We start from the raw sequence: 21087 nt of genomic DNA, 5'->3' as shown, positions 1-21087 counted from the left end.
GTCAGGCCGCCGGTGCCGGGTACGTCGGGTACTCGACCCCGGACACGTACTGCACCACCCGCACCACCTGGCACGAGTACCCGAACTCGTTGTCGTACCAGAGGTACAGGATCGCGTTGTCGCCCTCGACCTTCGTCGCTCCCGCGTCCACGATCGACGCGTGCCGCGAGCCGACGAAGTCGCTCGAGACCGCGTCCGGCGCGGTGGTGAAGTCGATCTGCCGCTTGAGCGGCGAGGTCAGCGACACCTCGCGCAGATGGTCGAGGACCTCCTCCCGGCTGGTCTCCCGCGTGAGCCGGAGATTGAGGATCGCGATCGAGACGTCCGGCACCGGCACCCGGATCGAACTTCCGGTGATCCGTGCCTTGAGGTCGGGCAGCGCCTTGGCGACGGCGGAGGCGGCGCCCGTCTCGGTGAGCACCATGTTGAGCGGCGCCGACCGGCCCCGTCGCTCCGACTTGTGGTAATTGTCCAGCAGATTCTGGTCGTTGGTGAACGAGTGCACCGTCTCGACGTGGCCGCGCTCCACACCGAACTCGTCGTCCATCGCCTTCAGCGGCGGCACGATCGCGTTGGTGGTGCAGGACGCGCAGGACAGGATCCGCTCGTCCGGCTTGATGGTGTCGTGGTTGACGCCGTGCACGATGTTGGGGACGTCGCCCTTGCCCGGCGCGGTGAGCACCACCTTGTCGATGCCGGGCCGCAGGTGCTGCGACAGCCCCTCGCGGTCACGCCACCTGCCGGTGTTGTCGATGAGGATGGCGTCCTTGATGCCGTACGCCGTGTAGTCCACCGAGGCCGGGTCGTCGGCGTGGATGACTCTGATGGCGTTTCCGTTGGCGGTGATCGTGCCGTTCGCCTCGTCGACGGTGATCGTGCCCTGGAACTGGCCGTGCACGGAGTCGCGGCGCAGCAGCGAGGCCCGCTTGACGAGATCCTCGCCGAGCCGTCCGCCACCGCCGCGCACGACGATGGCGCGCAGCCGCAGCCCGTTTCCGGAGCCGGCCTTCTCGATGAGCAGCCGGGCGACCAGGCGTCCGATGCGGCCGAAGCCGTAGAGCACGACGTCGCGCGGCTCACGGCGCTCGATCCTGTCGCCGCCGGTGGCCCCTGCGACGGCCTCGGCGGTGAACTCCCGTACGGACAGGCCGCGGTCGTCCTCCTTGTACGTCGCGGCGAGCATGCCCAGGTCGATCTGGGAGGGGCCGAGGTCGAGCGTGGTCAGCGCCTGGAGGAAGGGGAGTGTCTCGGTGACCGACAGCTCCGCCCCGGCGATCTGCCGGGCGAACCGGTGGGTCTTGAGGATGCTCACCACCGACTTGTTCACCAGGGAGCGGCTGTGCAGGAGAACGGTGACGTCCCGCTCCCGGTGCAGCTTCCCGATCAGCGGGATCATCGACTCCGCGATCTCCTCGCGGTGCTTCCAGTGGGTGAACGAATCGTGGTTGTCGGTCACAGAGTCGTGGTCAGTCACAGAACTGTCTCTCAGTCGAGCCGGCAGGCGCTCATATGCTAACCACACGGCTGTTCTGATCGATCAAGGGGGCACCCGCCCGCTTCCGTCGCGACCCGCCCGGACGCGGCTCGGTCCGACCCGCGCCGTGCACGAGGGGCGCACGGAATCGAGGGGTGAGACCTGTACGCGCCCCCGCGGGCGTCGGCAGAATGCGTCATGTCACGATCACGTGGCTGGGGTGCCGTCGGTCCACCGCCCACCCCCTTCGCAGGAAAGCAGGTCGGCTGCCGTGCTGTTGTCTCTGCCCACCACCGTGTCCGCGCTGCAGGAATGCCTGGCCCAGGGGGCGGTGCCGGTCGGTGGCGCGACCCTCGTGTGGGCTGCCTGGCAGCGCGACGGCTTCCCCGAACGGGCCGTGTCGCTCCGCAAGGTGCCCGAGGCCACCGTGGTCGGGCGAGAGGAACTCGGCGCGGCCGTCCTGCTGCACCAGGTCGACGACCGGGTGCCCGAGGTGCTGCGCCGGGCGGCCGGCTCGGTGGGCACCGGTGCCGTGCGCCGCACGGCCACGGTCGGCGGCAACATCGTCGGCAGCACCCTGCGCTGCCTGCTGCCCGCCGCGCTCGTCCTGGATGCCCGCGCCCACGTACTGGCGGCCGACCGGGCCTACGAGACCGACCTGGCCGAACTCGTCACCAAGCGGCCTCTGTTGCTCGCCCTGCGCTGGCGTGCCCCGCTCACCAGCGGCTACCGCAAGCTGCCCGGCGACGCGGGCGGACCGCCGCCGTTCGTCGTCGCCGCTGCCGTGCACGCGGACGGCGACGGCGGGTGCCTGCTGCGCGTGGCCGTCCGCGACGGCTACGAGGTGATCGCCGAGAGCACCGACTGCGCCGGCAGTGCCGGCACCGGTGCCGATACCGGCAACGCAGCCGGTACCGGGAGACGGGACGTCCTCGACACACTGCGGCGCACGCCTCTCGGTGACCTGCCCGCCACGGGCTGGGAGGCGGTCCGCGACCAGGTCACCGAGACCCTCGCCGATGCGGCGCCCGGCCGAGCGGGCTGACGCCCGCCGCACGCCGAAGGGTCGCCCCGCACCGGTCGTCGACCCCGCTGCCGTGGGGCTGTTTGCCGTCGGAGTGAGCGGCAAGGCGGAGTGCATGACTCAATCGAACTCCAAACCGACCAACAGCACGCAGTCGAAGTCCGGAACCGCCGAGGCCACCCGCTCCAAGGCCCAGCAGACCGCGGACAAGGCGACCGCTCCCGCCTCCGGGGCCGCGAAGGCCGTCGCGGGCAAGGCGGGTGACGCCGCGTCGGCGGCCCGCAACGGCACCGAGCGCGTGGCCACCGTGACCACGCAGGCCGCCCAGACAGCGGTCAAGGGCGTCGAGGCCGGCCGGCAGGCGGTCGTCGCCACCACCGGTCAGGTCGCCGCCACCGCGCGGACGGCCTGGACTGTCCTCGCCCGGCGCAAGGCCGTCGCCGCCGGTGTCGGCGCCGGGATCACCGCGCTCGGCGCCGCCTCGTACGCGGTGGGCCGCCGCTCGGCACGTCACAGCCACGGCCCCCTCACCAGGCTCACCGGCGGCCGCCTCTGAGGGACTCCGGCGAGCCCCCTGTCCGGCCGCCGGCGGGCAGCGCCCGCCGGCGCCGGCCCACACCTCCGCCCGGCACCGCCGGTCGCGCACGTGCACATCGCACCGGCGGGGGAAGATGAGAGCGCGAGCGAACGCACGACCGATGCGGAGGAGTGGGCGCATGCTGCACGAACGAGCCGGCAGGCCGGCCGAGCCCGAGGACCTGATCGACGTCGCCCGGCTGGTGACCGCGTACTACGCGCTGCACCCCGACCCGGCCGAGCCGGGACAGCGCGTCGCCTTCGGCACGTCCGGACATCGCGGATCGTCCCTGGCGACGGCGTTCAACGAGGACCACATCGCCGCCACCAGCCAGGCCATCTGCGAGTACCGCACGGCACAGGGCACCGACGGCCCGCTGTTCCTCGGAGCCGACACCCACGCCCTGTCCGAGCCCGCCCGGGTCACCGCACTGGAGGTGTTCGCGGCCAACGACGTCACCGTCCTCGTCGACAGCGCCGACGGCTACACCCCCACCCCGGCCGTCTCGCACGCCATCCTCACCCACAACCGGGGCCGCACCTCCCGCCTCGCCGACGGCGTGGTCGTCACCCCCAGCCACAACCCGCCCGCCGACGGCGGCTTCAAGTACAACCCGCCCAGCGGCGGCCCGGCCGGCTCGGACGCCACCTCCTGGATCCAGGACCGGGCCAACGAGATCATCGCGGCCGGACTGAAGGACGTACGGCGCCTCCCCTACACCCGCGCGCTCGCCGCCCCCGGCACCGGCCGCCACGACTTCCTCGGCGCCTACGTCGCCGACCTGCCGAACGTGCTCGACCTCGACGCGATCCGCGCGGCCGGCGTCCGTATCGGCGCCGACCCGCTCGGCGGGGCCTCCGTCGCGTACTGGGGCCGCATCGCCGAGGAGCACCGGATCGACCTCACCGTGGTCAACCCGCTCGCCGACCCCACCTGGCGGTTCATGACGCTGGACTGGGACGGCAAGATCCGCATGGACTGCTCCTCGCCGCACGCCATGGCCTCGCTCATCGCCCAGCGCGACCGCTACCGCATCGCCACGGGCAACGACGCCGACGCCGACCGGCACGGCATCGTCACCCCGGACGCCGGGCTGATGAACCCCAACCACTACCTCGCCACCGCGATCTCCTACCTCTACGCCCATCGCCCCGACTGGCCGGGCGACGCGGGAGTGGGCAAGACACTGGTGTCCTCCAGCATGATCGACCGGGTCGCCGCCGACCTCGGCCGCCGGCTGGTCGAGGTGCCCGTAGGGTTCAAGTGGTTCGTCGACGGACTGGCCGACGGCTCGCTCGGCTTCGGCGGCGAGGAGTCCGCCGGGGCCTCGTTCCTGCGCCGGGACGGTTCCGTCTGGACCACCGACAAGGACGGCATCCTGCTGGCCCTGCTCGCCTCCGAGATCACCGCCGTCACCGACCGCACCCCTTCCGAGCACTACGCCGCGCTCATCGCGCGCTTCGGCGAGCCCGCCTACGCCCGCATCGACGCCCCCGCCACCCGCGAGCAGAAGGCGCGCCTCGGCAAGCTGTCCCCGGCACAGGTCGGCGCCGACACACTCGCCGGGGAACGGGTCACCGATGTCCTCACCGAGGCCCCGGGCAACGGTGCGGCGCTCGGCGGCATCAAGGTCGTCACCGAATCCGCCTGGTTCGCGGCGCGGCCCTCGGGCACGGAGGACGTCTACAAGGTCTACGCGGAGTCCTTCCGCGGCCCGGACCACCTGCGCCAGGTACAGCAGGAGGCCCAGTCGGTGGTCGACCAGGCCCTGGGCGACTGACCCTTCACGCCGCCCCTCCTCGTACCGACGACCGGTCCGCACCGATGACCGGTCCGCTCGGGGGCGCGTCCCGCCCCGGGGCTCCGCCCCTGGCCGGGCCGGTCGCCGGTGCGGGGGAGTTCAGGCGGTGGCGGGTGCGGCGGTCAGTGCGCCCAGGACGAGAGGGGCGTCACGCCGGCCTGTGGCCACGGCCACCGGTTCCGATTCCGGTTCGTCACCGTCCCGGCACTCGATGACGATGCCGTCGTACTTGTAGGCCCCCGGCCACCCCTCGGGATCGTCGGGCAGGAAGGACCGCACGCCCGAGACGACGAGCGACGGGGGGAACGGCCGCAGGGCGACCCGCCCGGCCGGGTCCGGAGTGGCGGCCGGAGGCCCGTCGCCCACCACCAGGTACCCGAAGCCGGACACGCTGTAGGGCACCTCGCCCCGGACACTCGCCCGCACGCACTGCCTGCGCACGGGCCGGACGGGCACGACGTCCCGCACGTCGGCCGCCCGCCGCATCCGCCGCCGCAGCCCCCACACGAACAGACCGCCGACGCCCGCCGCCGGAACGGCGCCCGCCGCCTGGATCAGCAGCGCCCGCGGGACGTCGTCGCCGCTCAGCCCCGCCAGGACCCCCACGAGGGACAGGACCGCACCGGCCACCCAGATCCCGGCCGGCCACCACGGCCAGGTCCGCCGCCCCGCGCCACGGTGGCGGGGGAGCGCCCACGCGGACCACAGCACGAGCAGGCCGAGGGGCGGCACCGCGAGGCCGACACCCAGGGGAAGCCGCCAGTCGTCGACCGGCGAGAGGCGGGTGTCCTGGACGGCGTCGCCGAAGCGTACGTTCCGGATGCCGCCGCGCCAGGAGGTGAGCATCACGGCGTCACCGGCGCGGACCGCCTCGTACACCGGCGTGTGCCCGTCCATGCGCAGGCGCCGCACGGTGCCGGAGCCGCGTTCGGCGACCACCAGGTCGTAATCGGGGGTGCGCTTCTCGTGCACCTCCACCTTCTCCCGGACGGTCGCCTCGACCGCGGCCCGGCAGGAACCGCCGGGCCGCGTGCCGGCCGGGCAGGCGGGTGCGGACAGAAACGCGTCCTTCTCCGCGATCCTGCCGGGGACCAGCCCGAACAGGACGGAGGACAACAGGAGCAGCGAAACACCGAGACCGACCGTCACGGGTCGCCGCGCGCGGCCGTACGGAGCGTCCTTCGGCGTCCTCGTGTCCTTCGTGCCCGTCGTTTCCTTCGTCGTCCCGCCAGGTTTCCGCACCATCCCCGTCGCCCCCTCCATGCGTCCTACGACGCATCATGCGCCGGCGAGCGACCCGCCTTCATTGCGGGGACCGGGCAGTCTTCGCCGCCCCGGGTTGCCGGGACACCGGGAGGGAGGGGGCTCGCGGCGCCACGGCAGCCCGGGGCGGTGCGTCAGCGGGGCACGTGGCGCCCCGAGCGGCGTCCGGCGCGCAGCCCGCCCAGGAACAGAGCGGCGATGAACACGAGGACGCCGATGACCAGGAGGTAGAGCAGACCGTGGACGAGCGCGCCGATCAGACCGAGGGCCACGGCGACCAGAACGAGGAAGAGGATGACGGCCATGGCCGTACCTTTCTTGTGCGTGTCGTTGAGGGGCGCTTTCCTGCGTGCCAGGAACTTGCCGGGTCTCCGTGGGGGGAGGCCGGAAAGCCGAAGCGGAGAAGCCGGGAAGCGGAAGGAAGCGGGGAAGCCGGGCGATCAGCGCCGGGCCAGCCGCCGTTCTCCCGTCGCACCGGGCCGGTATTCGAACTCGTAGTGGGCGAACACGGCGGGCTCCTCGGTGGCGAGCAGCTCGCCGTCGGTGCCGATGCTCGGCGCGCCCTTGACCTGCTTCTTGTCCCAGGCCACACGTATGTACTCCGGCCCGACCTGTGCCTGTGCCAAGGGGACGAAGGCCAGCCGGTGCCGGGTGGGCGCCCCCACGCGCACGGTGGCGAAAGCGGGCTCGTCCGTGGTGGTGTCCACGTAGATCGCCTCCAGCGTGCCGAGCTTCTTGTCGGATGCGTCGAGGACGTCGCGCCCTCGCCATTCGCGGATGTCGGTGACGGTGAACACGTCCACGCCTTCCTTCCTGCCGGGATGCACCGGATGCACCGGATGCGGGGTACCGCGGGACTGCGAGTACCTCGCCACCCTCCGGTTACCCCGATTCCGCCGCCCGGACTTCTGCGGCCGGGGCCGGTCGTGCCGCCAGTGCCTGCGCGCCGGACGCGGGACGCATTCCGGCCGGCGCGCCGTACGGTCCGCGGGCGCGCCTGCGGACCCTGCCCGCGTGTCCCCAACTCGGCTGCTCGTCGGACCCGTTGTCAGAGGCAGCCGTTAGTGTCCCGGCAACAGGAACGACCGAGGACGTCGCCCGGTACACCGGCCGGGGGATGTCCCCCGACGAGTGTGAGGAACCACCGATGGCCCCTGCCTTCGCCGTATTCGCCGATTTCGGCAGCCGACCCGCCGGACTGTCGAACGCCGTCGTCCGCCACCACCGCTGCGCGGTGGCCTCCTCGTACGTGGTGGTGACGGCCGGCGGCCACCTCGCGGTCGACTTCGTGGTGCCGGACCACGAGGACACCGCCGAGGCGGTCCTGCGGCTGGAGACACTCGGCACCACCGCGCCGGTGGACGTCGTGCTGAACGGCGAGACGGTGGCCAAGGAGTTCCGGCTGCCCGAGGCGGACACCCCCGACGCCCTGTGCGAGTACGTGCTGAGCGTTCCCGGTACGGCCCTGCTGCCCGGAGTCAACGTGCTGCACATACGCAACGCCGACGGGGGCGGGGGCGTGCTGCGGCTGCGCTCGCTCGCACTGGACCCCGTCGAGGCCGCCGAGCGCACGCGACGGGCCCGCGCCGCCCGCGGAGGCGGGGCGTCGGTGCGCACCTACGCCACCGAGCGGCGCCCGCTCGGTGCCCCCGTCTGGCAGCCGGGCCCTCCCCTGCTCGTCCACCTGGACCAGGGCGAATCCCTCGCGGACCCGGCCGGGCAGGAGCCCCCCACCCGGCTGGCGTGGCGCGGCACCGACGGCATCGAGTCCTCCGTGGCGTTCCGCACCGATCTGTCCGGTTTCCACGGTCACGTCCGCGGCGCCGACGGCTCCCTCGGCGAGGTCCGCGGCACGCTCACCGAGCAGCAGCCCCGCCCGGACGGCCCGGTCGCGGCCCGGGTACGGCACTTCGTCACCGAGGAGGATCACAACGGGGTGTGGCGTCCGGCCGGCCGGCTGGGCCTGCTGCTCGACGACGGCGCCCCGCTGGAGCGCGTGACCTGGAGCGGCCGCAGCGGCGGGGCGACCTCGCTCTCCCTGGTCACCGAGGCCACCGGCAGCGCGGGAGCGACCGGCGGCGAGCGTCGTGACATCACGGACCGGGTGCGCGAGCTGCAGGCCAGCGACGAGTTCACGGCGGCCGGCGAGGTCGCCGCCAACCTGTTGGGCACCGCGCGTACCAAGTGGCTCGCCCAGGAGAGCGACCCGGAGGTGATCTTCGTCTTCGGGGCCCCCGTCAGGGTCAGCTCCTACAGCCTGACCTCGGCCAACGACTTCACCGAGCGTGATCCCTCGGACTGGACCCTGGAGGGCTCGCACGACGGGCGGACCTGGATGACGCTGGACATCCGCCAGGACGAGCACTTCCGGCGACGGTTCGAGACCAAGGAGTACTGCCTCGCGACCACCGGCGCCTTCCAGCACTACCGTCTGAACATCAGTGACAACTGCGGTGACCATCTGACCCAGCTCAGCGCCGTGCGGTTCTTCGACGGCGGTGAGGCGGCCCCGGCGCCCGAAACCTTCGCGTTCATCGGCTACCGGCAGGCCCCGGGCGCCGAACCGGTGGGGTACCGCGGCACGAACGTCCCCGCGCCCGCCACCGGAGCCGCACCGGGCAGGACGGACGGGCAGGGCGGGGAGGGCGAAGAGCTGCTCGCCGGGGACTTCTCGGAGACCGCGCAGAGCCTGCAGGAGGCCGCGCAGCTGCTGGAGCGGCTGACCCGGTACCTGCGCCACTGACCGGAACGGCCGTGCCGCACTCCGCGGGAGGCGGGATGCGGCACGGCCGTTCCGGCATTACCTTTCGCTACTGGTCGTCACTGTCCGGTGACCGTCCGTCCCCTTTCCCGGTCGGCCGTCACCGTCCGGCCCCCCGGTCAGCACTGGCGCAGACCGGGCGCCGGGTCGACCGAGGTGTGCACGTCGACCGCCGGGACGTTGCCCCACTGGCCGTTGTCCAGCTTCGTCCAGTACCAGACGTTGTTGCCGCCGAGGTGGGTGTCACCGGGGCCCCAGCACTGGAACCAGCTGAAGCCCGTGGTCAGCGTGCCCCGCACGCCGCTGCCGTAGGAGCGGTGCTCGTACCCCTTGGCGCCGACCCGGTTGCCGCACCACAACTTGCCGTCGGAGCGCACCCCGCACTCGGCGGCCGCCGCGGCGTGCGTGGTCTTGGCGGCGTGGCCGGTCGGCGTGGCCTCGGCGGGCGCGGCGACGGTCAGGCCGCCGAACAGGGCGGTGCCGGCGAGGGCCAGGGCGATCTTCTTGAACGCGGACATGCTTCCTCCTGAGATGTGGCTCCGCACGGAGCCGGGTGAGGGTGAGGCTGGGAGTGAGAGTGGAGCCGGTAGTGAAGAGGTGAGGGCGGCCGTGCCGCCGTCAGCGGCAGGTGGGCACGCCGTCCAGCCAGGCGGGGCCCTTGAGGTAGATGTTGGTGATCCACGCGCGGTACTCGGGCAGGTAGGACCAGGCGTCGTTGGTGTAGCCGTCCGCCGTCACGGTCTGGGCGTGCTTCTGGCACTCGACGCGCACCATGGTCGGCCCGTCGAACCGGTGCACCCGCGCACTGGTCGTCGACGCCTCGGCGTGGGTCCACACCCCCGTGCCCCAGGTGCTGACGGTGCCCGAGGGCGCCGATCCCGTGCCGATGCGGACGGCACCGGCGTAGTCCCCTCCGAGCCGTACGGCGCTGACCATGACGTGGGTGCCGGACTGCCGGGCCTCGACCATCTTCCCGGCGCCCAGGTAGATCGCGATGTGGTGGATCGAGCCGCCCGAACCCCAGGCCAGCAGGTCGCCCGGGAGCAGCGGCGCCGTGCCCTGCCCCGCGGTGAACCGCTGTGTCACCCGGGAGGAGTGGAACTGGTGGTACGAGTTGCCGTTCAGCGGGTCCCCGCCGAGGGCGCGGGCGTAGGCGTAGCGGACCAGGCCCGAGCAGTCGAAGCCGCGCCGCTCCGGGTCGTGGGCGCTGGCCGGGTCGCTCGGGTCGACCTGGCCGTACGTCGGTCCCGGCTGCGCCCCGTGTCCCCCGCCCCACGTGTACCAGACGCCGATCTGCTCGCAGGCGGCCCGTACGGCGGCCTGCGCGGCGGCGGAGGCGCCGGGGGAGAGCACGACGCAGTCGGCCGCCGCCCGCGCCGGGGCCTCGGGGGCCGTCGCCCCGGCCGCCGGTGCCGTCAGGGCGGCGCCCCACAGGGTGAGCGCCGCAGCCGCCACGGCGGCCGCTCTGCGCGGCAGCGACACCTTCGCCCGCACCACCGCGAGTACCTCACGTGTTGTCATGTTCTGTTCCCCGTTCCCCGTTCCTTGTTCCCCGCGCTCACGGTGGCCGTGAGCGTCGTGGATGTCGTCGGTGTTCCGCCGGGCCGGCCGCGGCCGGACCTGGTCGGTCGTGGTCCGCGGCGGTCGGTCGTCACCGGTGGCGTACCGGTGACGTACCGGCGGTGACCCGACCGGCGGCATCTCGAGACTGGGGCGCCGCCGGGCCGGCTGTCGAGGGATCACGGGTCGCCCACCGCGACGGGAAACGGGAAACCCGCGGGAAACCCGCGGGCCGCGGGGCGCCGACGAGGGCCCGGATCGTCGCCGCGCGCGCTCCCGGGTCGAGGGACCACCGGCGGACGGCGCCGTCGGTGCCGCAGCTCACCGGCCGTTTCCCGCCCGGGGCGAACGTCACCCCCCACACCGCCCCGCCCCGTCCGGTGAGCACCGGCCCCGGCCGGTACCGGACGGCGTCCCACAGCCGCAGCGTGCCGTCGATCCCGCCGGAGGCCAGGGCGGCGCCGTCCGGGGAGAAGGCCACGGCGCGCACGGCACCGGTGTGCCCGGTCAGGGTCGCCAGCGGGCGGCCCGCCCCGGTGTCCCACACCCGGACCGTGCCGTCGTTGCCGCTGCTCGCCAGGCGCCGCCCGTCGGGCGCGAAGGACACGCTCCGGACGGCCCCTCGGTGCCCGCGCAGCAAGGCCCGCGGCGCACGCGAGGCGACGTCCCACAGCCGTACGGTCAGATCGTCGCTCCCGGAGGCGAGCGTCCGCCCGTCCGGACTGAACGCCACCGCGTTGACGAAGTCCTGGTGCGCGGCGAGCGTGGCCAGCTCACGGTGCCGGCGGACGTCCCACAGCTTCACCGTCCGGTCCGCGCTCGCCGACGCCAGAACGCGCCCGTCCGGCGAGAAGGCCACGGCGAACACCGAGCCGGCGTGGCCGCGCAGCGTGGCGAGCGGACGGCGCCGGGCCGGGTCCCACAGCCGTACCGTGCGGTCCGCGCCCGCGGAGGCCAGCAGCCGACCGTCGGGGGAGAACGCCACCGTGAACACCGCGCCCCGGTGCCCCCGCAGCACCCCGGCGGACCGGCGCCGGTGCCCATGCAGGTGCCGGACCCCGTGTCCGTGCCACAGCCGTACGGTGCCGTCCGCGCCCGCAGCCGCCAGGAGCCGGCCGTCCGGAGCGAACGCCGACTCCCACAGCTCGGTGAACGGACGCGCCGTCCACGCCCCGCGCCCGGGGTCCCACAGCACCGCCGACCGGTCGAAGCTGCCGGTGACCAGGCGGTTCCCCGGGCCGACCGCCAGCGCCAGCACATAGTCGGTGTGGCCCGCGAGGGTCTCGGTGACACGGTGCCCGGCGGTGTCCCACACCTTCGCCGTGCCGTCGCCGCTGACGCTGACCACGGCGGTGCCGTCCCGGGTGTAGGCGACCGCGTTCACGTCGTCGCTGTGCCCCCGCAGCACCGTCTCCTCGCCGTGGACCCCCCGGCCGGCGGGGCCGGTGACGTCCCAGATCCGCACCGTCCGGTCGGCCCCGCCCGACGCCACGCTGCGCCCGTCCGGCGCGAACGCCACCCCGAGCACCGCGTCGGCGTGGCCCCGCAGCACGGTGGACCGGCCGCCCCGCACCCGCCACAGCCGTACGGTGCGATCGGCCGAACCGGACACCACCCGCCGCCCGTCCGGCGCGAACGCCACCGCGTGCACGGCGTCCGTGTGCCCCCTCAGCACCGCCCGCTGTTTCCGCGTCCGTGCGTCCCACAGTCGTACGGTCCCGTCCGCGCCGCCCGACACCAGGGTGGCGCCGTCCGGGGAGAAGGCGACGGAGCGCACCGCGCCTGCGTGCCCGTACAGCACCCCCGCCGCCCGGCGCTCCGGCAGCCGCCACAGCCGTACCGTGCCGTCCCCGCCGGCCGCCGCCAGCATCCGGCCGTCCGGGGCGAACGCCACGGACAGCAGGGGAGCGCCGTACCCGGTGAGCGTCGCCACCGGCGACCGCAGCCCCGGGCCGTCCCACAGCCGTACGGTCGAATCGGCGCCGGCGGTCGCCAGCAGCCGTCCGTCGGGGGAGAAGGCCACCCCGTCCACCGGCCCGGTGTGCCCGGACAGCCGGCCGGCGAAGGCTCCCGACTGCGTACTGAGCAGGGCGCCGCGCGCCTGCACCGTCGGCGCGGTCCGGTACGCCCGGGCCGCCATCAGCATCGACGCCTCCGGCCGCCCGGCCGCCATCGCCAGCGAGCGCACCGCGAGCGCCTGCGACTGCGCCACCCGCCGCTCCCGCAACGCCCGCGACCGCTGGTGGAAGGCGAGGGCGCCCGCGCCCACCGCCAAAGCCAGCAGCACCGCGAGCGTCGCCAGCAGCCGACGCTGGGTGCGGGCCCGGCGCAACGAGGTCAGCCGCATGCCGTGCTCCGCCCCGCGGCTCGCCGACAGGAACTCCTCCTCCACCGGCCCCGGCGGATCGTGGTCGCCCCACGCGCCCGCCCACTCCCCGGCCGCCGCCAGGCGGTTGCCCCGGTAGAGCAGCTCCGGATCCCGCCCGGCACGCACCCAGGCCGCCGCCGCGTCCGCGAGCTGCTGACGCAGCAGCAGCCCGGCACGGTCGGCGTCGATCCACTCCCGCATCCGGGGCCAGGCGCGCAGCAGCACCTCGTGGGTGATCCCCACCGCGGACTCCCCGGCCGTCACCAACCTGGCGCGGACGAAGGCGTCCAGCGCGGCCGCCGCCGCGGACCGCTCCCGCATCCCGGCGAGCAGCCGGTCCGGGGCGACGGCCCTGCGGGTGGCCGCCTCCCCCTCGCGGACGTGCACCAGACGCAGCAGCACCCGGCGGGCAGCCTCCCGGCCGGACCGGTCGAGGCCGGTGAAGACCTCCTCGGCCGTACGGGCCACCGCACCGTGCAGTCCTCCCGTCGCCGCGTACCCGGCGACCGTGAGGGTACGGCCGGAGCGCGCCTCCCAGGTCGCCAGCAGGGCGTGCGACAGCAGCGGCAGCGCCCCGGCGGCCACCGCCGTCCCGTCCTCGGCGCCCCCCTCGGCGCCCGCGTCCCGGGCCAGCAGCTCCAGCAGCCCCGGTTCCAGGAGCAGCCCGGCCCGCTCGGCGGGGCGGGTGACGGCGGCACGCAGCTCCGCGGAGGTCATCGGGCCGAGGACGAAGAGGCCGCCGGTGAACACCCCGGCCAGTTCGGGACGGGTCAGGCAGTGTCCGCTGAAGTCGGCGCGCAGCCCCAGCACCACACGGGCCGGCGCCGCGGGGCCGGTGCACAGCGCGGTCAGTTCGCGGAGATAGGCGCGGCGCTCGTCGTCGTCGCGGCACAGGGTGAAGAGTTCCTCGAACTGGTCCACCACCAGGACGAAGGGGACGGAGGGGGCGAGGCGGTCCGGTTCCCGCTCCCGGGTGCCGAGCAGGGCGTGCAGTTGTTCCAGGGGGCGTGCGGTGGGCGTGCACACCACCACGTGCGGTGCGGGCGCCTCCGGCGTGCCGGTGCGCGAGAGCGCCGGCACCAGGCCGGCCCGCAGCAGCGACGACTTGCCCGCACCCGAGGGCGCCACCACCGCGAGGGGCCCCCTGCCCGACTGCCGGCCGAGCCGCTGGAGCAGGGCGGCGGTGGCCCGCTCCCGCCCGAAGAACCAGTCGGCATCCTCGGGGCCGAAGGCCGCGAGGCCCCGGTAGGGGCAGCCGGCCGACGACTGCTCGGGGCTCCGCGCCCGCGGTACCCCCGGGACCAGCCGGGACAGCGCCCCGCCGGCCCGCAGCGCCTCGTCGCAGCGCCGCGCCAGGTCGGCGGTGGGCGGCTTGCCGCCGGTCTCGATCTTGCTGAGATAGCCCTTGCTGTAATGCACCAGCCGCGCCAGAGCCGAGAGCGACAGCCCGCGCTCGGCCCGCGCCCGCCGCAACGCCGCCCCGAACCCCCCACCGGTCCCCCGAGCACCCCCCGCCCTGTCCGCCGTCCCGTCGGGTGTCCCGTCCGGCGCCCCCTCCGGTGACAGGTTCCGTGCCTCGCCCATGCGTTCCTCCGCCCCCCGGTGCGGGCGCTCACGCTAGCGGGGCAGGGCCCGCAACCGCGCTGGTCAGTCACTCGTTCGGCTGAGGTGACCACCCTGTGGCGTGAACGGAGAGCTCTTTTCGCATGACCGACATCCAGCATTGCGAGATCCGTCCCGGACGGCTCGCGGAGCGGGCGCTCCATCCGCAGACCGTCGCCGCGGCGACGGTCTGACGTAGGACATCCGTCCGCCGGCCCACGTCCAGGAATCGCACGTACGGACGGCGTGCGCGGTGCGCGAGGACGGCCTGTTCGTACGCCTCGTACGTCTCGTTCGTCGCCCCCCGGCTTCCCCGGCTCCGAGCGGTGGCAGGAGAGGCGGGCGCACGGCCTGATCCGCGTCTCCTGCGGCGGCCGACCAGGTGTACGCCTGGCTCTCCCGCTTCCACGACGGCCTGCGCTCGCCGCGCGCGCCACCCCGACACCGAGATCGCGGCGAAGAACGGGCGCCGCTACGTCGAAGGCGGACGGGAACACATCGTGTCGACGGCTGCCCGGGCACGCCTCGGCGCGGCCCGCCCGGCTTCTTGAGGGGCGTGGGGAACCGCGCATCTTTTGGGAGTCCGGAGGCGGAGCCCTCGGGGAAGGGAAGGGCTGGGGCGGCGGGGGCGAGGAGCCGCGGGTCCCGCCGGAGGGGGCGGGCTCAGGCGCCGGACGGGCGATCCGCCTGTTCGGCCTCGCGCGCCTTCAGCCGGGCCGCCTCGCGGCGGACCTCCGCCTGGGTCGCGCGCTCCTTCTCCAGCCACTCGGGCCGCTCGGCCTTCAGCGCCTCGATCTGCTCGGTGCTGAGCGCCTCCGTGACACCGCCCCGCGCGAGACCCGCGATGGAGACGCCCAGTTTCGCCGCCACCACGGGGCGCGGGTGCGGGCCCTCGCTCCGCAGCGTCCGCAGCCACTCGGGCGGCTCGGCCTGGAGCGCGTCGAGCTCGGCGCGCGTGACGACACCCTCCTGGAACTCCGCGGGGGTGGCGGGGAGGTACACACCCAGCTTCTTCGCCGCGGTGGCGGGCTTCATCGTCTGGGCGGTCTGGTGCGACTTCATGCCCTCCAGACTATCGGCCCCCCACCGGGCCGCCGACCACGGTGGGTAACCTGGCGGCGTGACCGGCTCGGAAGAAGTACCTCCCACGTTCCGCCTCGCCTACGTGCCGGGTGTGACCCCGGCGAAATGGGCCCGGATCTGGGCCGAGCGGCTGCCCGGCACCCCGCTCACGCTCCTCCAGGTGCCCGCGTCCGAAGCCCCCGGCGTCCTGCGCGAGGGCGCGGCCGACGCGGGTTTCGTGCGGCTGCCGGTCGACCGCGACCTGTTCAGCGCGATCCCCCTGTACACGGAGACGACGGTCGTCGTGGTCCCCGGGGACCACCTCGTCACCGCGGCCGAGGAGGTGACCCTCGACGACCTCGCCGACGAGGTCGTCCTCCACCCGCTCGACGACGTCCTCGGCTGGGACCGGCTGCCGGGCGAGCCCGCCTTCGAGCGCCCCGCCACCACCGAGGACGCCGTCGAACTGGTGGCGGCGGGCGTGGGCGTGCTCGTCGTCCCGCAGTCGCTGGCCCGGCTGTACCACCGCCGGGACCTCACCTACCGGACGGTCGTCGACGCCCCGCAGTCGGACGTCGCCCTGTGCTGGCCGCAGGAGGCCGCCGGCGACCTCGTCGAGGACCTGATCGGCATCGTCCGCGGCCGGACCGTGAACAGCACGCGGGGCCGGCAGCGGCCGCAGGCGGAGGAGAAGCCCGAGCGCCGCGAGAACCGGACCGCACGGCGCAAGCCCGCTGCGGGCGGAGGGAAGTCCGGCGGCGGAGGGAAGTCCGGCGGCGGCGGAGGGAAGTCCGGCGGCGGCGGAAAGTCCGGCGGCCGGCGCGGCGGCCGCCCCCGCCGCTGAGACGCGCGTACGGCTGCCTGCCCGCCGCGCCCCGCCGCGCCGGACTCCCTGACGACCGCGGACGTCAGAGCGACCGCAGCCACTCCGCCGTCGCGTCGGGCCGGGAGAAGCGGAGCGTTCGCAGGGGCGAGAAGCGCGGGTCGCGCGTGCGCTGTTCGATCTCCCGCCGTCGGCCCCTGTACTGCGACCACGCCCACCAGGCGGGATGCTCACGGCTGAGCCACCCCGCCCAGGTCTCCCGGTTGCCGCCGAAGAGGGACTCGCGGGTGAGTGTGCGGCGCAGCGACCGGCGCAGCACGCGGGGCATGACGACGCGGCGGGCGTAGTCGAGCCAGATCACCGTGTCGGCCCGCTCCCAGAGCCGGTCGCGGACCTCCGGGTAGCCGAGTGAGTCGACGATCCAGCGCGGGCCGGCCGTCACGCGCGCCACCGCTTCGGCCAGCTCCTCGTTCACGGTCCAGTCGGGGCCGGTGAAGTACAGCGAGTCCATCTCGTGGTAGGGCACGTCGAGGCGCCGGCTCACGGCGCGGGCGAGCGTGGACTTGCCCGCGCCCGTGACGCCCACCACCAGTATCCGCTGCATGCCCACCACCTTACGTGGCGCCAACGCCCGCTTCACTCGAACCACTTCGCGGCTGCCCGCGCATGCCGCGGCGGGCCCCGCGTACGAGCTCCCGCCTCCTCCGCACGCGCTCCCGGGCAGGCACTAGTCTGATGCCGCCGTACAGACGTGTGGTGCGCCTGCGGCACATGGGGCGGATGGGGCGGAAGTGCAAGGGGAGAGGCGAACGGCGATGCCGTCGAGCACCGGTGAATCGGAGTCCATCGGGTCCGTGGGCGGCCATGAGCTCGTCGAGCGGCTCGGCAGCGGCGGCATGGGCGTCGTGTACCTGGCGCGCTCGGCGTCGGGGCGGCTCGTCGCCGTCAAGGTGGTGCACGCGCGGTACGCGGAGGACGAGGAGTTCCGGGCCCGGTTCCGGCAGGAGGTCGCGGCGGTCCGCCGGGTGAGCGGGGCGTTCACCGCGCCCGTGGTGGACGCAGATCCCGACGCCGCGCAGCCGTGGATGGCCACGACGTACGTGCCGGGCCGCACGCTCGCCGACCTCGTGTCCGAGGACGGTCCGCTCGACGGGCGGGCGCTGCGCGCGCTGGCGCTGGGACTCGTCGAGGCGCTGCGGGACATCCATCAGGCCGGGGTGGTGCACCGGGACCTCAAGCCCGGCAACGTGCTCATGGCACAGGACGGGCCGCGCGTCATCGACTTCGGCATCTCGCGCGCCGCCGACAACCGGGCCCTCACCGTGACCGGACGGCTGATCGGCAACCCGCCGTTCATGTCCCCCGAGCAGTTCGCCTCGCCCAGGGACGTCACCGCCGCCTCGGACGTGTTCTCGCTCGGCTCGCTGCTCGTGTACGCCGCCATGGGCAGGGCGCCGTTCGACGCCGACAGCCCGTATCTGACGGGTCATCGGGTCATGCACGAGCGGCCCGACCTGGAAGGGGTGGCCGAGCCGCTGCGGACAGTCGTCGAACGCTGCCTGGACAAGGACCCGGCGTCCCGGCCCACGCTCGCCGAACTGCGCGAACTGTTCCGGTCCCTGCCGGACACCTCCTGTACGGCCGATGTCCCCGGCGGCCCGGCGTCGCCGGGCACGTCGGGCGACGCACCGCCCGCGACCGGCGGCGGGCCGCGTCGTCGGCTGCGCCGTTCCGTCGTCCTCGGCCTGGCCGTGGTCACCGCCGTGGCGGGCGTGGCGGCGTACTACCTGGTGTCCCGTACGGCGGGCGGGAGCGGGACGCCCACCGCCTCCGCCACCCACCGGGCCGCCGTGCTGCCCGCCGGCTGGCAGCCCTGGCGGACCCGGCTCAGCGGCCCCGTGAAGACCCACTCCACGTCCCACGACGTGGACGCGGCGGGCGCCGGCTGCGTGGCCGACGGCACCTCGCTGTACTGCGCGGGCACCGGCTTCACGGTCGCGCGCGTCGACGCCGCCACCGGCCGCCTCGACTGGCGGTACGGCGACGACGCGGGGCCCGCCGAACGCCCCCTCGGAGTGCGCGACGGGATCGTCTACACCTACGAGCGGCCCGACGCGACCGAGGTCCACGCGCCCCGGGAACTGGTCGCCCTCGACGCCGCCACCGGCAGACGGGTCTGGAGCCGCGAGATCGACGCGAGCCACCCCGCCGCCCTGTTCGACGGCGGCGTCCTCGCGGTGCCGCAGGGATCGTCGGACCTCATGGCCCTGGACGCCAGGACGGGCGAACCGCGGTGGCGGACCGCGGGGAAGTCGTCCGTCGGCACCGCGTGCGGACCCCTGGTGCTCGGCGGCGCCCCCTACGCCGTCTGCACCGACGCCGCCGACCCGGTCAAGAGCCCGGTGGCCCTGCTGCGCCTGGACCCGGCCGACGGCACGGCACATGAACTCGCGCACCTCTCCCCGCGGGTGGTGCCGCTCGGCGCGGTCAGTGCGCAGCCCCTGTTCGCGCTGCGCAAACACCTGGACGCCGAGACGGAGGGCGGGCGCGACGAGGAGTACGGCACCCTGATCCGCGTCGACCCCCTCAGTGGGGCTCTCATCCGGGTCCGTCTTCCCGACACCGTTCGCGGCACGCCCACCCTCCTCAACGGCATCGTGTACTTCGTCCGCCCCGACGGCACGGTCACCGCCCACTCGGCCAACGGGCCGCGGCTCTGGCAGTGCGACACCGGCGTCGAGAACCTCGCGATCCCCGCCGGGTCGACCGCGCTCGACGCCCTCTACCTCGCCAACCGCGACGGCCGCCTGGTCGCCCTGGACCGCACCACCGGCGCCGTCCGCTGGACCACGGCCAAGCTGGACGCCCTGGGCGCCGCGGCCGGGGACACGGTGCCGAGCGTGCTGACGGTGAAGGACGCGCTCGTCGCGGTGGCGGGCGACACGGCCTTCTCCGTCGACCCGGACCGTCCCTCGCGCACCCCCGCGAAACGCTGATCCCGGCGGCCGGCGGCCGGCAGCTGAGGGCCGTCACCCCGGCCGCCGCGAGGCTCAGCCGAGCAGCGCGGCCGCCAGCCGGCGCCACTGGGCCCGCGGCAGACCGGCGAGCGGGTCCTCGGTGACGGCCTGGAGCGCGACATGGTCCGCGCCCGCCGCGAAGAACTCCTCCGTCCTGCGCACGACCGCCTTCTCGTCGCCCAGCGCGAACACCGCGTCCACCAGGCGGTCGCTGCCGCCGTCGCGCACGTCGTCCTCGGTGAAGCCCGAACGCAGCAGATTGCCCGTGTAGTTGGGCAGCGCCAGATAGCGGCCGAGGTACGCGCGGGCGATCGCGCGGGCACGGTCGAGGTCCGTGTCCAGGACGACCTTCAGCTCCGGCGCGAGCAGCGGCTGAGGGCCGAGCGCCTCCCGCGCGTGCGCCGTGTGCCCGGCGGTGACGAGGTACGGGTGCGCCCCCGCGGCCCGGTCGCGGGCCAGCTCCAGCATCCGCGGGCCCAGCGCGGCCAGCACGCGCCCCTGTTGCGGTACCGGCTCGGCGGCGCCGTCCAGCGCCGTCAGGAAGTCCCGCATCGCGGAGTACGGCCGCGCGTACCGCGGGGCGAGCGCGCTGTGGCTCACCCCGAGCCCGAGGAGGAAGCGGCCGGGGTGCTCGCGCTCGACGGTGGCGCGCTGCTTGGCCACGTCCGCCGCCTTGTGCTCCCAGATGCTCAGGATGCCGGTCGCCACGGTGAGGCGGGAGGTCGCCGCGAGCACCCGCGCCGCGTACCCGACGGACGGGCTCGCCCCCAGCCAGAGGGTGCCGAAGCCCAGCTCGTCGAGCTCGGCGGCGGCCTCGTCGTAGGCGGCGGTGTACGCCGAGCCGTCGCCGCTCAGCGCGCTGCTCCACGCACCGCTCCACACGCCGATCCTGCCGATGCCCTCACGCTGTGCCATGGGCCCTCCTTCTGCTCCGGGTACGAACCTCTCCTACCCCCCGCAACCTCCGGGTCCCCCGTTTCCTGCCCGGGACGCCGGAACGCCGGGACGCCGGGACGCCGGGCCACCGCGGGTGCGCGTCGGCGCGAACGCCGTCAGGCTGGGTGACGGGGCCGGGGGCAGGGTGGCCGGGGGCCGACACCTGGGCGAAGGAGCGAGAGCATGGCCAAGAACCGGGACCGGGACCAGGGCAAGGAGCTCAAGAAGGGCGACGAGGTCACCTGGAAGAGCCACGGCAGCGAGGCCGAGGGCACGGTGGAGAAGAAGATCACCGAGCGTACCGAGGCGGCCGGACGCACCGTCGACGCCTCCTCCGACGACCCGCAGTACCAGGTGCGCAGTGAGAAGTCCGGCGGGTCCGCGGTGCACAAGCCGTCCGCGCTCAAGAAGAAGAAGTGAGGCGGCCGTGGACGACGAGGAGCGCGAGGCGACCCGCAAGGCGTTCCACGAGCTGGTCAGCATGAAGCCGGCCGAACTGGAGGAGTGGCTCGCCACCGAGCCCTCCCGCGGCGCGGGACAGCACCAGGACGGCGGCGAGTCCACCGGGCACGCCTCCGGCCGCCGCATCGTGGACATCCTGCGCACGAAGAAGGGCGACCTGACGGACGACGACTACCAGCACATGCGGAAGGTCGTCGGCTACATCCGCAGACACCTCGCCCAACGGCCCTCCGGCGACGTGCGGGACACCCGCTGGAGGCACTCGCTGATGAACTGGGGGCACGACCCCCTGGCCTGACGGCCCACGACGCGGGGCCTGCGCCGGTAGGACGACGTGGGCCTCCGCCGGTGTCACGA

General features: G+C 74.5%; 18 protein-coding genes and 1 pseudogene. 9 read left to right on the top strand and 10 right to left on the bottom strand.

All coding sequences use genetic code 11. From position 1 onward, the window contains the following. Position 1 precedes the first annotated feature (1 nt). Complete coding sequence (locus tag QFZ64_RS03260; protein ID WP_307062115.1) at positions 2 to 1456, bottom strand: glyceraldehyde-3-phosphate dehydrogenase; 1455 nt, start codon at positions 1454 to 1456, stop codon at positions 2 to 4. Positions 1457 to 1745: 289 nt separating this feature from the next. On the opposite strand from QFZ64_RS03260, the gene QFZ64_RS03255 reads away from it, so the two are divergent. From QFZ64_RS03255 to pgm, 3 genes are all read left to right on the top strand, one after another. Continuing rightward, a complete protein-coding gene (locus QFZ64_RS03255) occupies positions 1746 to 2519 on the top strand; it encodes an FAD binding domain-containing protein (protein WP_307062113.1) in 774 nt (257 codons plus the stop codon). Between the two features lie 94 nt (positions 2520 to 2613). Further along, on the top strand, positions 2614 to 3054 hold the full coding sequence (locus QFZ64_RS03250) for a hypothetical protein (RefSeq protein WP_307062111.1): 441 nt from the start codon (positions 2614 to 2616) through the stop codon (positions 3052 to 3054). Positions 3055 to 3214: 160 nt separating this feature from the next. Next, the gene (pgm, locus tag QFZ64_RS03245; protein WP_307062109.1) at positions 3215 to 4855 is read left to right on the top strand and encodes a phosphoglucomutase (alpha-D-glucose-1,6-bisphosphate-dependent); all 1641 of its coding nucleotides are present in this window, start codon (positions 3215 to 3217) and stop codon (positions 4853 to 4855) included. Between the two features lie 120 nt (positions 4856 to 4975). On the opposite strand, the gene QFZ64_RS03240 is transcribed toward pgm, so the two are convergent. From QFZ64_RS03240 to QFZ64_RS03230, 3 genes are all read right to left on the bottom strand, one after another. After that, entirely contained in the window at positions 4976 to 5992 is a 1017-nt protein-coding gene (locus QFZ64_RS03240) for a hypothetical protein (RefSeq protein ID WP_307062107.1), read from the bottom strand. A gap of 281 nt (positions 5993 to 6273) precedes the next feature. Beyond that, entirely contained in the window at positions 6274 to 6444 is a 171-nt protein-coding gene (locus QFZ64_RS03235) for a hypothetical protein (protein ID WP_307062105.1), read from the bottom strand. A gap of 135 nt (positions 6445 to 6579) precedes the next feature. Beyond that, a complete protein-coding gene (locus QFZ64_RS03230) occupies positions 6580 to 6936 on the bottom strand; it encodes a PRC-barrel domain-containing protein (RefSeq protein WP_307071550.1) in 357 nt (118 codons plus the stop codon). Positions 6937 to 7286: 350 nt separating this feature from the next. On the opposite strand from QFZ64_RS03230, the gene QFZ64_RS03225 reads away from it, so the two are divergent. Then, positions 7287 to 8882 carry an alpha-1,2-mannosidase gene (locus tag QFZ64_RS03225; protein ID WP_307062103.1) on the top strand — a complete coding sequence of 532 codons (1596 nt, stop codon included), beginning with the start codon at positions 7287 to 7289 and terminating at the stop codon, positions 8880 to 8882. A 137-nt stretch (positions 8883 to 9019) separates the two neighbouring features. On the opposite strand, the gene QFZ64_RS03220 is transcribed toward QFZ64_RS03225, so the two are convergent. From QFZ64_RS03220 to QFZ64_RS03210, 3 genes are all read right to left on the bottom strand, one after another. After that, positions 9020 to 9418: a hypothetical protein gene (locus QFZ64_RS03220; RefSeq protein ID WP_307062101.1), complete on the bottom strand. Its 399-nt coding sequence runs from the start codon at positions 9416 to 9418 to the stop codon at positions 9020 to 9022. Between the two features lie 100 nt (positions 9419 to 9518). After that, positions 9519 to 10421, bottom strand: a complete 903-nt coding sequence (locus tag QFZ64_RS03215) for a C40 family peptidase (protein WP_307062099.1) — start codon at positions 10419 to 10421, stop codon at positions 9519 to 9521. A gap of 130 nt (positions 10422 to 10551) precedes the next feature. Then, positions 10552 to 14412: a helix-turn-helix domain-containing protein gene (locus QFZ64_RS03210; protein WP_307062097.1), complete on the bottom strand. Its 3861-nt coding sequence runs from the start codon at positions 14410 to 14412 to the stop codon at positions 10552 to 10554. A 122-nt stretch (positions 14413 to 14534) separates the two neighbouring features. Between QFZ64_RS03210 and QFZ64_RS35265 the strand changes: the two are divergent. After that, a pseudogene (locus QFZ64_RS35265) lies at positions 14535 to 14707 on the top strand (acyltransferase papA2); the annotation flags it as partial. A gap of 386 nt (positions 14708 to 15093) precedes the next feature. Here QFZ64_RS35265 and QFZ64_RS03205 read toward each other — a convergent pair. Continuing rightward, positions 15094 to 15492 carry a DUF5997 family protein gene (locus tag QFZ64_RS03205; protein ID WP_307062095.1) on the bottom strand — a complete coding sequence of 133 codons (399 nt, stop codon included), beginning with the start codon at positions 15490 to 15492 and terminating at the stop codon, positions 15094 to 15096. A gap of 58 nt (positions 15493 to 15550) precedes the next feature. On the opposite strand from QFZ64_RS03205, the gene QFZ64_RS03200 reads away from it, so the two are divergent. Next, positions 15551 to 16336, top strand: a complete 786-nt coding sequence (locus QFZ64_RS03200; RefSeq protein ID WP_307062094.1) for a LysR family transcriptional regulator substrate-binding protein — start codon at positions 15551 to 15553, stop codon at positions 16334 to 16336. Positions 16337 to 16400: 64 nt separating this feature from the next. Here QFZ64_RS03200 and QFZ64_RS03195 read toward each other — a convergent pair whose 3' ends face one another. Further along, complete coding sequence (locus QFZ64_RS03195) at positions 16401 to 16919, bottom strand: adenylate kinase (RefSeq protein ID WP_307062092.1); 519 nt, start codon at positions 16917 to 16919, stop codon at positions 16401 to 16403. A gap of 211 nt (positions 16920 to 17130) precedes the next feature. Between QFZ64_RS03195 and QFZ64_RS03190 the strand changes: the two genes are divergently transcribed. Beyond that, entirely contained in the window at positions 17131 to 19311 is a 2181-nt protein-coding gene (locus QFZ64_RS03190) for a serine/threonine-protein kinase (RefSeq protein ID WP_307062090.1), read from the top strand. A 54-nt stretch (positions 19312 to 19365) separates the two neighbouring features. On the opposite strand, the gene QFZ64_RS03185 is transcribed toward QFZ64_RS03190, so the two are convergent. Continuing rightward, a complete protein-coding gene (locus tag QFZ64_RS03185) occupies positions 19366 to 20247 on the bottom strand; it encodes an LLM class F420-dependent oxidoreductase (protein WP_307062088.1) in 882 nt (293 codons plus the stop codon). Between the two features lie 204 nt (positions 20248 to 20451). On the opposite strand from QFZ64_RS03185, the gene QFZ64_RS03180 reads away from it, so the two are divergent. Continuing rightward, the gene (locus QFZ64_RS03180) at positions 20452 to 20688 is read left to right on the top strand and encodes a DUF2945 domain-containing protein (RefSeq protein ID WP_307062086.1); all 237 of its coding nucleotides are present in this window, start codon (positions 20452 to 20454) and stop codon (positions 20686 to 20688) included. 7 nt (positions 20689 to 20695) lie between these two features. Then, positions 20696 to 21028: a DUF3140 domain-containing protein gene (locus QFZ64_RS03175; RefSeq protein ID WP_307062084.1), complete on the top strand. Its 333-nt coding sequence runs from the start codon at positions 20696 to 20698 to the stop codon at positions 21026 to 21028. Positions 21029 to 21087 lie beyond the last annotated feature (59 nt).

Origin of the sequence: Streptomyces sp. B3I8, assembly GCF_030816915.1 — a bacterium.
Taxonomy (GTDB): Bacteria; Actinomycetota; Actinomycetes; order Streptomycetales; family Streptomycetaceae; genus Streptomyces.
The sequence above is the reverse complement of the archived record's forward strand: the minus strand, read 5'-3'. Positions and strand labels throughout refer to the sequence as shown.

Excerpts from the sequence above, each read along its gene's own strand:
- QFZ64_RS03225 (WP_307062103.1), top strand. The coding sequence starts at position 7,287 with ATGGCCCCTGCCTTCGCCGTATTCGCCGATTTCGGCAGCCGACCCGCC.
- QFZ64_RS03215 (WP_307062099.1), bottom strand. The coding sequence starts at position 10,421 with ATGACAACACGTGAGGTACTCGCGGTGGTGCGGGCGAAGGTGTCGCTG.
- QFZ64_RS03250 (WP_307062111.1), top strand. The coding sequence starts at position 2,614 with ATGACTCAATCGAACTCCAAACCGACCAACAGCACGCAGTCGAAGTCC.
- QFZ64_RS03185 (WP_307062088.1), bottom strand. The coding sequence starts at position 20,247 with ATGGCACAGCGTGAGGGCATCGGCAGGATCGGCGTGTGGAGCGGTGCG.
- QFZ64_RS03235 (WP_307062105.1), bottom strand. The coding sequence starts at position 6,444 with ATGGCCGTCATCCTCTTCCTCGTTCTGGTCGCCGTGGCCCTCGGTCTG.
- QFZ64_RS03180 (WP_307062086.1), top strand. The coding sequence starts at position 20,452 with ATGGCCAAGAACCGGGACCGGGACCAGGGCAAGGAGCTCAAGAAGGGC.
- QFZ64_RS03195 (WP_307062092.1), bottom strand. The coding sequence starts at position 16,919 with ATGCAGCGGATACTGGTGGTGGGCGTCACGGGCGCGGGCAAGTCCACG.
- QFZ64_RS03205 (WP_307062095.1), bottom strand. The coding sequence starts at position 15,492 with ATGAAGTCGCACCAGACCGCCCAGACGATGAAGCCCGCCACCGCGGCG.
- pgm (WP_307062109.1), top strand. The coding sequence starts at position 3,215 with ATGCTGCACGAACGAGCCGGCAGGCCGGCCGAGCCCGAGGACCTGATC.
- QFZ64_RS03220 (WP_307062101.1), bottom strand. The coding sequence starts at position 9,418 with ATGTCCGCGTTCAAGAAGATCGCCCTGGCCCTCGCCGGCACCGCCCTG.
- QFZ64_RS03210 (WP_307062097.1), bottom strand. The coding sequence starts at position 14,412 with ATGGGCGAGGCACGGAACCTGTCACCGGAGGGGGCGCCGGACGGGACA.
- QFZ64_RS03190 (WP_307062090.1), top strand. The coding sequence starts at position 17,131 with ATGCCGTCGAGCACCGGTGAATCGGAGTCCATCGGGTCCGTGGGCGGC.